Here is a 13,237-nt window from a genome sequence, read left to right as displayed (position 1 = left end):
CCTTTCGTGGTTTGGGCAATCAATCGATAAACGCTTCGACGAACTTCCGCTTGCCGAGCATGAACGCGTCGGCCACATGCCGTAGCGGTGAAAGGTCGACGTCGGATTGTTTCGCCTTGATGATCTCGGCGAAGCGGGCGTAGAGCGCCGGATATTCCTGTTCCGGCTCGTCATGAACCAGTTTGCCGTCGATCGACAGTTTCGCGCCGCCTTCAGCGAGCGTCATCGTGCCGGCGTCGGTTTCGGCGATGATGTCCCAGCTCTGGTGGCCGGTCTGGCGCCAGTCGAATTCGGCCAGGACCGGCAGGTTGTTCGCGTCGGTAAAGGTGATCGAGGCGGCGATCGGGGCGTCGCGGTTTTCCGGAAATTCCAGCGTCGCCGAGGTGATGAATAGCGGGTTCGGCAGGATGTGCGTGACGATCGACAGCGCGTTGATGCCGGGATCGAAGACACCGAGGCCGCCGGCCTGCCAGATCCAGTCCTGGTTCGGGTGCCAGTGGCGCACGTCTTCCTTCCAGATCACCTTGACGCTGTTGATCCTGGTCGAGGCGAGGAAGGACTTTGCCGCTTCGACGCCCGGCGCATAGCGCGAATGCCAGCTCGCAAACAGCGACAGGCCCTTGGACGCCGCCAGCGCTTCGAGATCGGCCACTTCGCTCAGCGTCGCGCCCGGTGGCTTTTCGAGGAACACGTGTTTGCCGGCTTCGAGTGCCACGCGCGCCGCCTGATAGCGAAACTGCGGCGGCATACAGAGCGACACGGCATCGATGGCCGGCACGGCGTCGAGCATCGCCTCGATCGACTTGAAATTGTCGATGCCATCGACGACGCCATGACGGCTGGCGGCGGCGATCAGCTTGTAGTCCGAATTCCTGGCGATGGCGGGCAGGTGCTGGTCGCGGACGATTTTACCGACGCCGACGATCGAGATATGGATGGGGCTCATGGTGTTTCGCTCGATTTGTATGACTTTATGGACGGCTTTGTAGCAGAAAGCGAGAACCGGGCAAGCGCTGCCGTGGCGCAGATATTCGTTGCTGCCGGTGGTGGACAATAGCAAAGCCGCCCTATTTGGATAAGGCTGCAATTCCAAACAGGAGCCGCCATGCCCCCGATCATTCGAAAAGCCAGCCGCGCCGATCTCGATATTCTCATCGACTGGGCCGCGCGGGAGGGCTGGAATCCCGGCCTCGACGACGCAGCCGCTTTCTGGGCGGCTGATCCGGACGGCTACTGGATCGCCGAGGAAGACGGTGTTGTCGCGGCGGCGCTTTCATTGGTCCGGTACGGCGAGGCCTATGCCTTTCTCGGTTTCTACATGGCGCATCCGGATTATCGCGGTCAGGGCATCGGCTTTACGCTGTGGCAAAAGGCGGTTTCGGCAGCGGGAGACCGGACCATCGGGCTCGATGGCGTGGTGGCGCAGCAGGACAACTACCGCAAATCCGGTTTCGCCTATGCGCATGCCAATTTCCGCTATGGCGGCGAAGTCCAATGCACCGAGCCGCCCGGCACCGAGCTGGTTTCCGTCTCCCCGGTGCATGTGCCGATGCTGATCGACTACGACGCGCGCTTCAATCCGGCCCGCCGCGATGCCTTCCTGCGCGAGTGGCTGAAGCCGCTTTCAACGCGCGAGAGCTTTGCGTTGATCAGAAACGCCGAGGTCCTGGGTTACGGCACCATTCGCGCCTGCCGCGAGGGTCACAAGATCGGACCGCTGTTTGCCGATACGGAAACCGGCGCCGACCTGATCTTCCGCAAACTGGTGACGAGCGTCGGCGGTGGCAGGGTCTATCTCGATATCCCCGAGCCGAACGCCGCCGCGCGGGCGCTCTGCGATCGCTACAATCTGAAGCCGGTGTTCGAGACGGCGCGGATGTACCGTGGACCAGCGCCGGAGCTGCCGCTCGGACAGATCTACGGCATCACCACGTTCGAGCTTGGATAGGGCATCAGGCCCAGGGGAACAGATTGTGCTGCCCGCCGATGATCAGGACGCTGGCAAAAACGCTGATCACGAGAAGCGCGACGAGAACCCAGAACAATCTGCCCGGGGCCGGAGCGTCATCGACGAAAACCGGCTCCTTGTTGCGCAACGCGTTCATCGCGTGCCGGGGATTTCCCCATTTGACACGCCGGAAGCGGAAGGCATTCTGCGTTTCGTGTTTCATGGAACGCGAATATAAAGCTCGATTTTGAACGAGGCCTTAAACGCTCGGTTAAAATTTTAGTCTTTGCTTGTGGATGAGCTTGCTTCCAGAAAATAAATGGAGGCAATCACCCCGCCATCGCCTCTTCATACTCGGTGGACAGGTCCATCCAGTGTTCTTCCGCCTTGGCGAGCTTGGTCATGATCTCGGCGCGCTCCTTGACCTTGGCGGCGGCCTTGGCAGGAAATTTTTCGTAGATCTCCTGGTCTTCAAGCTCCTTGTCGAGGGCGTGAATCTGTTTCTGCAGTTTGCCGGTCAAGGATTCGATATCGTTGATCTTTTTTTTCAGTGGCGCGAACGCAGCCCGCTTATCGGCATTGGCCTTGCGCTGCTCTGCCTTGGAGCGGTTGTCCTCGGAGCCGTTGCCCTTGTCCTTGTTGCCCTTGCCGCGCGAATTCTGGACGATGGTGTTGCGGTAGTCCTCGAGGTCGCCGTCGTAGTTGGCAACGGTGCCGTCCTTGACCAGCCACAGCCGGTCGACGGTCGCCTCGATCAGGTGGCGGTCGTGCGAGATCAGGATGACCGCGCCCTCATACTCGTTGAGCGCCTCGATCAGCGCATTGCGGCTATCGATGTCGAGATGGTTGGTCGGCTCGTCGAGAATGAGCAGGTTCGGCGCCTCGAAGGCGGCAAGACCCATCAAAAGGCGCGCCTTCTCGCCACCGGAAAGATCCTTGGCAGGAGTTTCCATCTTTTCTGTCGCAAGCCCCATCTGGGCGACGCGGGCGCGCACCTTGGCTTCCGGCGCTTCCGGCATCAGCGGCCGAACGTGCTGGACGGCCGTCTCGGCCGGTCTGAGGTCGTCGAGCTGGTGCTGGGCGAAGAAGCCGATCTTCAGATTGGGTGGCACACGGATGTCGCCGCTTTCGGCGGAAAGCCGGCCGGAAATGAATTTCGCGAAGGTCGACTTGCCGTTGCCGTTCGAGCCGAGCAGCGCGATGCGGTCGTCATTGTCGATCCTGAGGTTGAGGCCCTTGAGGATGGGTTTGCCCGGCGTATAGCCCACCGCGCCGCCGGTGATCGCCACGATCGGCGAGGCCGGCTGCTTCTCGGGCCTGGGAAAGCGGATCGGCTGGACGTGATCCTCGATCACGGCCGAAACCGTGCCCATGCGTTCCAGCGCCTTGACGCGGCTCTGCGCCTGGCGGGCTTTCGAGGCCTTGGCCTTGAAGCGGTCGATGAAGGACTGCAGGTGTTTTCGCGCAGCGTCGTTCTTGGCTTTCGCCTTGGTCTGCAGCTCGATCGCCTCGGCGCGCTGGCGCTCGAACTGATCGTAGGAGCCGCGATAGAAGGTCAGCTTCTGCTGGTCGAGATGGATGATCGAGTTGACCGCCATGTTCAGCATGTCGCGGTCATGGCTGATGATGATGACCGTGTGCGGATAGCGGCGGACATAGTCCTCGAGCCACAAGGTGCCCTCGAGGTCGAGATAGTTGGTCGGTTCATCGAGCAGCAACAGGTCCGGTTCGGAGAACAGCACTGCTGCCAGCGCGACGCGCATGCGCCAGCCGCCGGAAAAGCTCGATGCCGGCCGCAACTGCGCGTCCGCGTCGAAACCGAGGCCGGACAGGATGCTGGCGGCCCGCGCCTCCGCCGAATGGGAATCGATGTCCGTCAAGCGCGTGTGGATTTCGGCGATCCGGTGCGGATCGGACGCGGTTTCGGCTTCCGTCAAAAGCGCTTCGCGTTCCTTGTCGGCCTTGAGCACGATCTCGATCAGCGGCTCTTCGGTGCCCGGGGCTTCCTGCGCCACCTGGCCGATGCGCGTGTTCCTGGGGATCGAAACCGAGCCGCTCTCGCTTTCCATATCGCCGGTGATGATCTTGAACAGCGTCGACTTGCCGGCGCCGTTCCTGCCGACGAGACCAGCCTTCGTGCCCGCCGGAAGCGCCACGCTCGCATGATCGATGAGGAGACGCCCGGCGATGCGGGCGGAGAGGTCGTTGATCGTAATCATGGCGGCGTTTTGGCTGAAGTCTTGGCCGAAGGCAAGAGTTCGCCGCAGCGCAACAGGCTCAAGCGGCGTGCGGGGAGTAGGTTTTTGTTGCGCGGCTGCCGATCGCGGCCGAGAAGACGAGAACGCCGGGCCCGCCGCCGGCGCGCACGGCGTGAAGCGCAAGCTCTGCCTGGGTGAAGAGATCGGTGCTGCTGGATGCGGTCAGCGCCATGGCAATGCCGGTGGAGAGGGACAGCGTTTCCGACGTGAACGTCCGGTTCGGCAGCGTGATCTCAACGGCCTCGACGGAGGCGCGGATACGCTGCGCGATCGCGTCGGCATTATCGGCACTGACGTCATGGAACACGAAGGCGAATTCGTTCGCGCCGATGCGGGCGACGAAGTCGTTCTTCTTGACTGATTTGCGGAACACCGGCGCCAGTTTCTTCAAGGCCTTCTCGGCAGTGGCCGCGCCGTGGCTCTCACCGAGGTCGCGCAGGCCCTCGACAGTGACCAGCGCCAGGGCCGCGGGGCCGGCGGCGTTGCCGTCGTCATACAGGGCCGCCAGCTTGGCGGAAAAGGCGATCCTGTTGGCAAGGCCGGTCACGGGGTCGCGGATCGAGGCCTTGCGCATGATCTCGATGTCGCTGCCGATCCCGCCAAGCTGTGCGACCGTTTCGCGCATGGAGATGGCGAAAGCGCGCTCCTCCCGCTCGAAGGCCGTGACGGCATCGCGCAATCTGCCGGCGTCGTCGGCGAATTCCGACATTCCGGCGACGGGATCGGTTTCGAGGCGATCGATGAAATGGCGCAGCAGTGCGGCAAAAGCTTCCTTCTTGGCGATGCTGTTGTTCAGCCCGTGGTTGATCGCCGAAATCGTTTGGGCGGCGTCGGCGCGGATATTCTCCGTGGCGATCGCGGCAAAGCCGGGCAGGTGATGTTTGATACCGACCTCGTCAAGCCTGCTCTGTGCCGGCTCGGGGCCGAGGCTTGCCACGTCGCGCGTCAGCGCGGCATTCTGGCCGCACAAAGCATCATAGAACAGCTCGTAGTTGCGGGGAAACGGGGCAATGCCGAGCTTGGCCATCGTTTGCGCGACCTTGAGGAGCACGGCCGCATTCTGCGCCTGATGGCCGTCCTGCCGGAATTTGTCCGCCATGTCCTCGATCCTTACCGGTTGTACCGGATGCCTCATACCATGCCGGCATTAAGAGACCGTCAAAGGTGACTGGCGGGAGGATGTGCCGGACAGCGGGTGACCGGTGGTTGGCGCGTAACAGTTGCGCGCGTCAGCGTCACTTTGCGTAGCCTTCCCCCTCCGGTGCCCTGAGAAAATAAGCCAGATCCAGTCCAAGGCTCGGCTGGCCGAGGGCCGTCAAGATCATGTGGCACTGGCCGCGATGGTGGGTCTGGTGGTTGAAGACATGGGCGAGCACCGGGGCGAGGCGTTGGGTGACCGGAACCGGGTTGGTGATCGGCGTATAGGTGAAATGCCCAGCGAGGTCGGCTTCGGCGAGGCTATCGACCCAGGCGACGATCCGCTCGTCCTCGGCGGCGCGGGCCGCTGACAGGGTGGTGAGATCGTCGAACAGGATGGCATCAAGGGCGCTTGGCGCATCGCCCGAGCCGGTGAAGCGTTTCATCCAGATGCGGTCGGCGGCGAGGATGTGGCTAAGCGTCCTGTGCAGCGAACTGAAGAAGGCGCCCTTGTCCTCGCGGTATTGCGCATCCGTCAGCGCGCCCGCCGCCTGGTAGAGCAGGCGGTTTGCCCAGCGGTTGTATTTGGCAAACATGCGGTAGTGATCGAGCATTGCGACCTCCTTTGATGTGCCGGGAGCTTAATCCAGAACGGCATCGCGGTGGGTGATGCGATCCATGAAATTTACTGATTTGACCGTTCGCCGTTTCCGCGTTCGATATCGACCCGACAATGGCTGGTTCGCGTGATGTCCTGACCTTCAGAGCGGCATCGGGCGCTTCGTGACAGCGGCGTGAAACTTAGCCGCTCCCCCTTGTTTTGCGCGGGATTGGCGGTTATTGAACCGCCGACTCACGGAAAACCAAGGGAATTGAGACAATGGCGATTGAACGCACCTTTTCGATGATCAAGCCGGACGCCACCAAGCGCAACCTGACGGGCGCCATCACCAAGATGTTTGAAGACGCAGGCCTGCGTATCGTCGCCTCCAAGCGTGTGTGGATGAGCAAGCGCGAAGCCGAAGGCTTCTACGCCGTTCACAAGGAACGCCCCTTCTTCGGCGAACTGGTCGAAACCATGACCTCCGGTCCGACCGTCGTCCAGGTTCTCGAAGGCGAGAACGCCATCCTGAAGAACCGCGAGATCATGGGCGCCACCAACCCGGCCAATGCCGACGAAGGGACCATCCGCAACGTCCATGCCCTGTCGATCGGCGAGAACTCGGTTCACGGCTCGGACGCTCCCGAAACAGCTGCCGAGGAAATCAAGTACTGGTTCTCCGACACCGAAATCGTCGGCTGATTCAATCTCTGAGGGTTTCGGCCCGAAGCACTTGAAAAGACTCCTTTTAAAAGCCGGGGCGGCAACGCTCCGGCTTTTCCTTTTGGGGCGGCCGGAGTCTAGGACGGGCACTTCGCCGTTTCGAAGTGTTCAGGCGTCTTGCCGTCCTTGAAGACCTCCGGGTTCTTGTCATAGCCGGGGCCGACGACCAGCGCCTTGGCGGGCAGGATGTCCTGATCGAGATTGGAGGTCACCGTGGTCTTCAGCGTTTGCAGGACCGCGCCGTCCGGCCCCTTGACCTCGATGGTGACGGCGTAGGGGCGCTGCTTTTTCACGCAGGTCACATCCGGGCTTTCGAGAACCACCTTGTCGAGCTTGGCAAAGAGCTTGCGATCGAGCGTCAGCGGCGCGCCGCCGGCGGGGTTTTCGAATGTGGCCACAACCGTACTGCCCTCCGGAACCGGCTCGGTTTTGGTCAGCGTGATCATGTAGGTGGCATAGGCCAGCCGATAGTTGAAGATGAACATCTTGCCGGTGAGTTCGAGCGGGTCCGGCCCGGTTTCGCGCTGGCAGCCGGCAAGGGCGGCTGCGCCAGCCAGAAGAAGGACGGCAAGAGTGAGGTGTTTCGGCTGCATGCTCATTGGGTCAACTCCTTCTTCTGGCGCTGGTAGTGCCGGCTCGCCTTCGCGCGGTTGCCGCAGACCGTCATGTCGCACCAGGTGCGGCTGCGGTTGCGGCTGCGATCGAGGAAAAGCCATTGGCAATTGGGGCAGATTTTCAAGCGCTCCGGCTCGCTCAAGGTGGCAAGCATCAGAGCCGAGCGCGCCGTGGCGACATCGAGCGGCGTGGGCGTAGCACTGATCGGATGCCGCCGGATGACGGTGGATGCCGCGTCGAGCAGATCGGCAAGGTGCTCGGACGAGGAATGCCCGAGTACCTCGGCGCGAAAATGCCGGTCGGCTGCTTCCCGAAGATTGAGAAAGGCCGTCCGGTCTTGCGGCACGACCGGCTCCAGCGGCCCGAACAGGTCCCTGTCGGCGCAGTAACGTGTCGCCGCCGCGGCAAAGGTGTCGAGGACCACGGGGTCAGCATAACGGTCAATCCGCTTTCCGGCATCGAAGCGCAGAACGACCGAATTGGCGACATCGAGAGCGAGTGCGCCACCGGAAAAACGATGCGGGGTCCATGAAAACGTCATGCAATATCCTAACTGGTAAAACGTATTTTACTAGTTATGATGATCTACAATCATGTTGTCATCAACCGGATTTTCCATGGCCTATTTTCTGCAACAACTTGCCAGCGCCCTGCCGATCGCCGCCCTCTACGCGCTGCTCGCCTTCGGCTATTCGATTTCCTTCTCTATTACCAAAAGGGCCGACCTGACCTATGGCGCGCTGTTCGGTTTCGCTGGCCAGATATTCCTGCTGTTTTCCGATTTCGCCTGGAACCGTCTCTGGCTGGTCCTGCCGGTTGCGCTTGCGGTCGGGGCGATCTCGGCGCTGGTCTACGCGCTGGGCGCGGGCCTCGTCGTCGGCCGCTCGGTCATGCGCAAGCTGGCGATGACGTCGGCCAATACGGTGGTCGTTGCCTCTCTCGGCGTGGCGATGGTCTTGATGGAACTGTCGCGGATCGCGGCGGAAACGCGCAGCCTGTGGCTGCCGCCGTTCCTCAACACGCCGCTCACGCTCTGGTCCGACCCTGAATTCCCGGTGACGCTGACGGCGATCCAGCTTCTGAACACGGCACTGATGCTGGCCATGGTGGGGGCAGGGCACCAATTTCTGGCACGCTCCGCCTGGGGTCGATCCTGGCGGGCGGTGTCCGACGATGCAGGCGCAGCGGCACTCTGCGGCGTCGACGGCACGCGCGTCTTCGTCGCCGCCTACGGCCTGTCGGCGCTGCTGGCCGCCATCGCCGGCATTCTTGCCACCTCCTACTACGGCAACATGGATTTTGGCGCAGGCCTGACCTTCGGCGTCAAGGTGCTGTTCATCGCCGCCATCGGCGGCCAGACGGCGCCGCTATTGGCAGCAGTCGGGGCAGCTGCAATGGGCCTGAGCGAAACGCTGTGGAGCGCCTACGGCCCGATGCTGTGGCGGGATTTTGCGATCTTCTCGTTCCTCGTCCTGCTTCTGGTCCTGACGCGAAAGGAGCAGTTCCAGCCGTAGTCAGCTTTCGGACCAGCGATCCCGGGCGCTGTCGTCCTCGTCCCTGGCGCTGACCCAGCCGCCGGCGCTGCCATCGGCCGCATGTTCCTTCTTCCAGAAGGGGGCGGAGGTCTTGAGGAAATCCATGATGAAATTGGCGCCGTCGAAGGCTGCCTGCCGACGCGGCGAGGCGGTGACGACCAGCACAATGTTTTCGCCGGGCAGGATCTTGCCGTAGCGGTGGATGGCGCTTACGGCCTGCAGCCCGAAGCGGCCGACGGCTTGCCTGCAGATGCGGGTGATCTCCGCTTCCGCCATGCCGGGGTAGTGTTCGAGTTCAAGCGCGCTCAACGTTCCAGCTTCGTCACGGCAGAGACCGGAGAAGGTGACGACGGCGCCGATGTCGTGGCGACCTTGCGAAAGCGCCCGCACCTCGGCGGCAAGATCGAAATCCTCCCGCTGGACGCGCACGGTCACAGGCACGTCGCGCACGGCCTCAGCCTCCAGTCATCGGCGGAAACAGCGCGATTTCCCGCGCGCCGTCGATCGGCTCGCTATGATCGACATGTTCCTGGTTGATGGCGACGCGGATGACGTTCTCGTGCTCCAGCGCCGTCTCGTATTCCTCCCCCAGAGTCTTCAAGTATGCCAGCAGGTCGCCGGCCGTGACGACACTTTCGGGAAGCTCCAGCGTTTCCCCGGCTTTGCCGATCCGCTCGCGCACCCAGGCGAAATAGACGAGATCGACGCTTGCCATCAGTCGACCATATGCTTGAGCCCGGCACGGAAATAGTCATAGCCGGTATAGAGCGTGATGGCCGCGGCGATCCACAGGAGCAGGATGCCCATCTCGGTGGTGTAGGGCAGGATCTTGTCGCCCGCGGGACCGGCGAGCAGGAAGGCGATAGCGATCATCTGGATCGTCGTCTTCCACTTGGCGATGCGGGTAACCGGCACGCTGACCTTCAGGGCGGCGAGATATTCGCGCAGGCCCGAAACGAGGATTTCGCGGCACAGGATGATGATCGCGGCCCAGATCGACCAGCCGGCGATCGTGCCATCGGCGGCGACGAGCAGCAGGACCGAGGCGACCAGCAGCTTGTCGGCGATCGGGTCGAGCATCTTGCCGATATTGGAGGTCTGCTGCCAGATGCGGGCGAGATAGCCGTCGAAGAAATCGGTGATCGAGGCGATTGCGAACAGCGCCAGCGCCGTCCAGCGGGCAAGGTCTGAACTCTGCAGTTTGCCTTCGATGAAGAAGCACAGAACGATCAGCGGAACAGCCAGAATGCGTCCGTAGGTCAGAAGATTGGGGATGCTGTAGGTGGTCGGCGTGGAGGACATGGATTCGGGTTCTCTGCGAGTTCTTGGGCGACAGATGAACGGCTTTGTGACAGCCGCGTCAACCGTTGTTTGATAGATCACCCGCAATTGTGGCGGAATTCATCTGAACGGACGCTGAACCGCATTGGCGGAAGTTCCCCAGGATTCAACCTGCAGTCCCCCGGGAACATGCTATTTCGCACCATCCTCATGAAAGTGGTCGTAGACGAGCCGTGCCACGGCTTCGGAAATACCCTCGACGGCCACGAGATCGTTGATGCCGGCGCGGGAAACCGCCTTGGCGGTGCCGAAATGCTGGAGAAGCCCGCGCTTGCGCGTCGGCCCGATGCCGGCGATCTCGTCCAGCGGGTTCTTGACCATTTCCTTCTTCCGCCGCGCCCGGTGCGAGCCGATGGCGAAGCGGTGCGCCTCGTCGCGCATGCGCTGGATGAAATAAAGCACCGGGTCGCGCGGCGGCAGCGTGAAGCCGTCGCGGCCGGGCGGAAAGAAGCGCTCGCGCCCGGCATCGCGATCGACGCCCTTGGCGACGCCGATGGCAACGACGCAATCCTCGATGTCGAGTTCCTTCAAGATTGCTCTGACCGCCGTCATCTGCCCCTGGCCGCCGTCGATCAGGACGACATCGGGCCAGGCCGGAAAGCCGGTGTCTTCGCCCGGTTCGGCGCTGCGATCCGGTTTTCCCTCTTCCTTCAAAAGCCGCGAGAACCGCCGGGTCATCACTTCCTTCATCATGCCGAAGTCGTCGCCGGGCGTGATGTCGGTCGATTTGATGTTGAACTTGCGGTACTGGCCTTTGACGAAACCTTCCGGCCCCGCCACCACCATGCCGCCGACGGCGTTGGTGCCCATGATATGGGAGTTGTCGTAGATCTCGATGCGGCGCGGAGCGCGCTCCAGCTTGAAGGTCTCGGCAAACCCCTGGAGCAGGCGCGACTGCGACGCGGTTTCGGCGAGCTTGCGGCCATGCGCCTCGCGGGCATTGGCGACTGCGTGCTCGACCAGATCCTTCTTTTCGCCGCGCTGGGGAACGAGGATTGAAACCTTGTAGCCGGATTTCTCCGTCAGCGCTTCGCCCAGCAGTTCCTGTTCGGCCACGGGTTCGCAGAGCAGGATCTGCCGCGGACAGGGCTTGTCGTCGTAGAACTGGGCGAGGAAGGCGCTCAGCACCTCGGCTGCTGGCAGGCCGGGATCGGCCTTCGGAAAATAGGCGCGATTGCCCCAGTTCTGGCCGGTGCGGAAAAAGAATACCTGGATGCAGGAAATGCCGCCTTCGTGGTGGATGGCAAAGACATCCGCTTCCTCGACGCCGGAGGGGTTGATGCCCTGATGGCTCTGGACATGCGACAGCGCCGCCAGCCGGTCGCGGTAGAGGGCCGCCCGCTCGAAATCGAGATTCTCCGAAGCCTCGTTCATGGCGGCGGCAATGGTCGCCTTCACCGTCTGGCTCTTGCCAGAGAGGAAATCCCTGGCTTCGCTGACCAGTTCTGCATAGTCGGCATCGCTGATCTCACGCGTGCAGGGGGCGGCGCAGCGCTTGATCTGGTGCAGCAGGCAGGGCCGCGTGCGGGTCTCGAAGACGCTGTCGGTGCAGGTGCGCAGAAGGAAGGCGCGCTGCAGCGAATTGATCGTCCGGCCGACGGCGCCGGCCGATGCGAACGGGCCGAAATAATCGCCCTTGCGGCTGCGGGCGCCGCGATGCTTGTAGAGCGCCGGGGCTCTGGAGTCGCCGGTCACCAGAATATAGGGAAAGGACTTGTCGTCGCGCAGCAGCACGTTGAAGCGCGGCCGCAAGCGCTTGATCAGGTTCGCTTCGAGCAGCAGCGCCTCGATCTCGGTGCGCGTCGTCACGAATTCCATATGCGCGGTCTCGCGCACCATCTTGGAGAGACGGTTGGAGTGGACGCGGCCCTGCGCGTAGTTGCCGACGCGCTTCTTCAGGCTGCGTGCCTTGCCGACATAGAGCACGTCGCCCGCCTCGTTGAACATGCGGTAGACGCCGGGGCTGTTGGGCAAAAGCTTGACGAAGGCCTGGATCAGTTCGGCGCCGCGCAGCCCGTCCGGGATCGCGCTGGTTTCCGCCCAGTCAAGAATGGGCGCCGGCGCGGGGCTTTCCGCTACGTCGATGAGGTCGTCTTCGTCGCTGGCATTTTCGTCGTAAAGAATGCCGCCATCGGTGGGCACGCGCCCGTTCATTCCACAATCTCCAAAATATCCGGCGTTTGCCAGGCCAGATGCTGGCCGCCATCGAGCGCGATCATCTGCCCGGTCATCGAGGGTGTGTCGAACAGAAAGCGGATTGTCCTGCCGAATTCCCCCAGTTGCGGCCCGGTCTTGAGGATCACGGCATCCACCTGCGTCTGGAAATCCGCCTGGTTCTGCCGCTCGTTCGGCAGGGTCGGGCCGGGGCCGATGGCGTTGACGCGAATTCTTGGGGCCAAGGCCTGCGCCATCGTCTTGGTCGCCGTCAGCAGCGCCGATTTCGATAACATATAGGAATAAAATCGCGGATTTGGAGACCAGACCCGCTGATCGACGATGTTGACGATCACGCCGGAATGCTGTTTCGGCAGCTGCGCCGCGAAATCGCGCGCCAGCAGCGACGGCGCCTTCACATGCAGGGCGAAATGCCGGTCCCAGATCGTCTCGTCGAACTCTTCGAGACTGTCCTTCTTGAACAGCGAGGCATTGTTGACGAGCAGCCCGATCGGACCGAGCGCCTCGACGGCTTTTGCCATCACGGTGGTGACGGAAGCGGTATCGGTCAGGTCCGCGACAATGGCCGCCGCATTGCCGCCTTGCGCGCGAAGGTGGGCTGCAAGCTCTTCTGCCTCCGCGGCCGAGGCATTGGCATGAATGGCGACGGCAAAGCCGTGCGCCGCCAGATCCTCGACGATTGCCTTGCCGATGCGCTTGGCGCCTCCGGTGACCAGCGCTGTTTTCAAAGGCGTCCTCAAGGGCGGATCCTGCCGTACGATTCGTGTCTATGCATTTCGCAAGGATATAGGAGCAGGCGACAGATTGCGAAACCGGCCCGCTCGTTCGTTTCGGAAAAATTAACGGGAGAGCGCTAAATTGAATTGTTTTCGATAGTTGTAGTATATATTTGGTTAAACCTATT

General features: G+C 62.3%; 15 protein-coding genes. 3 read left to right on the top strand and 12 right to left on the bottom strand.

The window, feature by feature from the left end; genetic code table 11:
- Positions 1-19: 19 nt before the first annotated feature.
- On the bottom strand, positions 20-946 hold the full coding sequence (locus tag ACSQ2W_RS01020) for a Gfo/Idh/MocA family protein (protein ID WP_436084566.1): 927 nt from the start codon (positions 944-946) through the stop codon (positions 20-22).
- A 159-nt stretch (positions 947-1,105) separates the two neighbouring features.
- On the opposite strand from ACSQ2W_RS01020, the gene ACSQ2W_RS01015 reads away from it, so the two are divergent.
- Positions 1,106-1,948: a GNAT family N-acetyltransferase gene (locus ACSQ2W_RS01015; RefSeq protein WP_436084565.1), complete on the top strand. Its 843-nt coding sequence runs from the start codon at positions 1,106-1,108 to the stop codon at positions 1,946-1,948.
- Positions 1,949-1,952: 4 nt separating this feature from the next.
- On the opposite strand, the gene ACSQ2W_RS01010 is transcribed toward ACSQ2W_RS01015, so the two are convergent.
- The 4 genes from ACSQ2W_RS01010 to ACSQ2W_RS00995 all read right to left on the bottom strand — a co-directional run bounded on the left by ACSQ2W_RS01010 (position 1,953) and on the right by ACSQ2W_RS00995 (position 5,957).
- Positions 1,953-2,171 (bottom strand): hypothetical protein, encoded by a 219-nt coding sequence (locus tag ACSQ2W_RS01010; RefSeq protein ID WP_436084564.1) that lies wholly within the window; start codon positions 2,169-2,171, stop codon positions 1,953-1,955.
- 106 nt (positions 2,172-2,277) lie between these two features.
- Positions 2,278-4,167 (bottom strand): ATP-binding cassette domain-containing protein, encoded by a 1,890-nt coding sequence (locus tag ACSQ2W_RS01005; protein WP_436084563.1) that lies wholly within the window; start codon positions 4,165-4,167, stop codon positions 2,278-2,280.
- Positions 4,168-4,225: 58 nt separating this feature from the next.
- Positions 4,226-5,305 (bottom strand): GGDEF domain-containing protein, encoded by a 1,080-nt coding sequence (locus ACSQ2W_RS01000; RefSeq protein ID WP_436084562.1) that lies wholly within the window; start codon positions 5,303-5,305, stop codon positions 4,226-4,228.
- Positions 5,306-5,441: 136 nt separating this feature from the next.
- Complete coding sequence (locus ACSQ2W_RS00995) at positions 5,442-5,957, bottom strand: DinB family protein (protein ID WP_436084561.1); 516 nt, start codon at positions 5,955-5,957, stop codon at positions 5,442-5,444.
- A 266-nt stretch (positions 5,958-6,223) separates the two neighbouring features.
- Here ACSQ2W_RS00995 and ndk point away from each other — a divergent pair, with 266 nt between their 5' ends.
- Entirely contained in the window at positions 6,224-6,646 is a 423-nt protein-coding gene (ndk, locus tag ACSQ2W_RS00990; RefSeq protein ID WP_436084560.1) for a nucleoside-diphosphate kinase, read from the top strand.
- Positions 6,647-6,744: 98 nt separating this feature from the next.
- On the opposite strand, the gene ACSQ2W_RS00985 is transcribed toward ndk, so the two are convergent.
- Positions 6,745-7,266 carry a hypothetical protein gene (locus tag ACSQ2W_RS00985; RefSeq protein WP_436084559.1) on the bottom strand — a complete coding sequence of 174 codons (522 nt, stop codon included), beginning with the start codon at positions 7,264-7,266 and terminating at the stop codon, positions 6,745-6,747.
- Positions 7,263-7,823: a CGNR zinc finger domain-containing protein gene (locus tag ACSQ2W_RS00980; protein WP_436084558.1), complete on the bottom strand. Its 561-nt coding sequence runs from the start codon at positions 7,821-7,823 to the stop codon at positions 7,263-7,265. The genes ACSQ2W_RS00985 and ACSQ2W_RS00980 overlap by 4 nt, the downstream gene beginning before the upstream one ends.
- Positions 7,824-7,899: 76 nt before the next feature.
- Here ACSQ2W_RS00980 and ACSQ2W_RS00975 point away from each other — a divergent pair, with 76 nt between their 5' ends.
- Complete coding sequence (locus ACSQ2W_RS00975) at positions 7,900-8,796, top strand: branched-chain amino acid ABC transporter permease (RefSeq protein ID WP_436084557.1); 897 nt, start codon at positions 7,900-7,902, stop codon at positions 8,794-8,796.
- On the opposite strand, the gene ACSQ2W_RS00970 is transcribed toward ACSQ2W_RS00975, so the two are convergent.
- The 5 genes from ACSQ2W_RS00970 to ACSQ2W_RS00950 all read right to left on the bottom strand — a co-directional run bounded on the left by ACSQ2W_RS00970 (position 8,797) and on the right by ACSQ2W_RS00950 (position 13,073).
- Complete coding sequence (locus tag ACSQ2W_RS00970) at positions 8,797-9,267, bottom strand: molybdenum cofactor biosynthesis protein MoaE (protein WP_436084556.1); 471 nt, start codon at positions 9,265-9,267, stop codon at positions 8,797-8,799. It lies immediately after the preceding gene.
- 4 nt (positions 9,268-9,271) lie between these two features.
- Complete coding sequence (moaD, locus tag ACSQ2W_RS00965; protein WP_436084555.1) at positions 9,272-9,532, bottom strand: molybdopterin converting factor subunit 1; 261 nt, start codon at positions 9,530-9,532, stop codon at positions 9,272-9,274.
- The gene (gene pgsA, locus ACSQ2W_RS00960; RefSeq protein WP_436081930.1) at positions 9,532-10,119 is read right to left on the bottom strand and encodes a CDP-diacylglycerol--glycerol-3-phosphate 3-phosphatidyltransferase; all 588 of its coding nucleotides are present in this window, start codon (positions 10,117-10,119) and stop codon (positions 9,532-9,534) included. The genes moaD and pgsA overlap by 1 nt, the downstream gene beginning before the upstream one ends.
- Before the next feature lie 171 nt (positions 10,120-10,290).
- On the bottom strand, positions 10,291-12,312 hold the full coding sequence (gene uvrC, locus ACSQ2W_RS00955) for an excinuclease ABC subunit UvrC (RefSeq protein WP_436084554.1): 2,022 nt from the start codon (positions 12,310-12,312) through the stop codon (positions 10,291-10,293).
- Positions 12,309-13,073, bottom strand: a complete 765-nt coding sequence (locus ACSQ2W_RS00950) for an SDR family oxidoreductase (protein ID WP_436084553.1) — start codon at positions 13,071-13,073, stop codon at positions 12,309-12,311. Before ACSQ2W_RS00950 ends, uvrC begins: the two co-directional genes overlap by 4 nt.
- Positions 13,074-13,237 lie beyond the last annotated feature (164 nt).

This window comes from Pararhizobium sp. LjRoot255 (assembly GCF_964252905.1).
In the GTDB taxonomy this organism is placed as follows: domain Bacteria; phylum Pseudomonadota; class Alphaproteobacteria; order Rhizobiales; family Rhizobiaceae; genus Pararhizobium.
The sequence above is the reverse complement of the archived record's forward strand: the minus strand, read 5'-3'. Positions and strand labels throughout refer to the sequence as shown.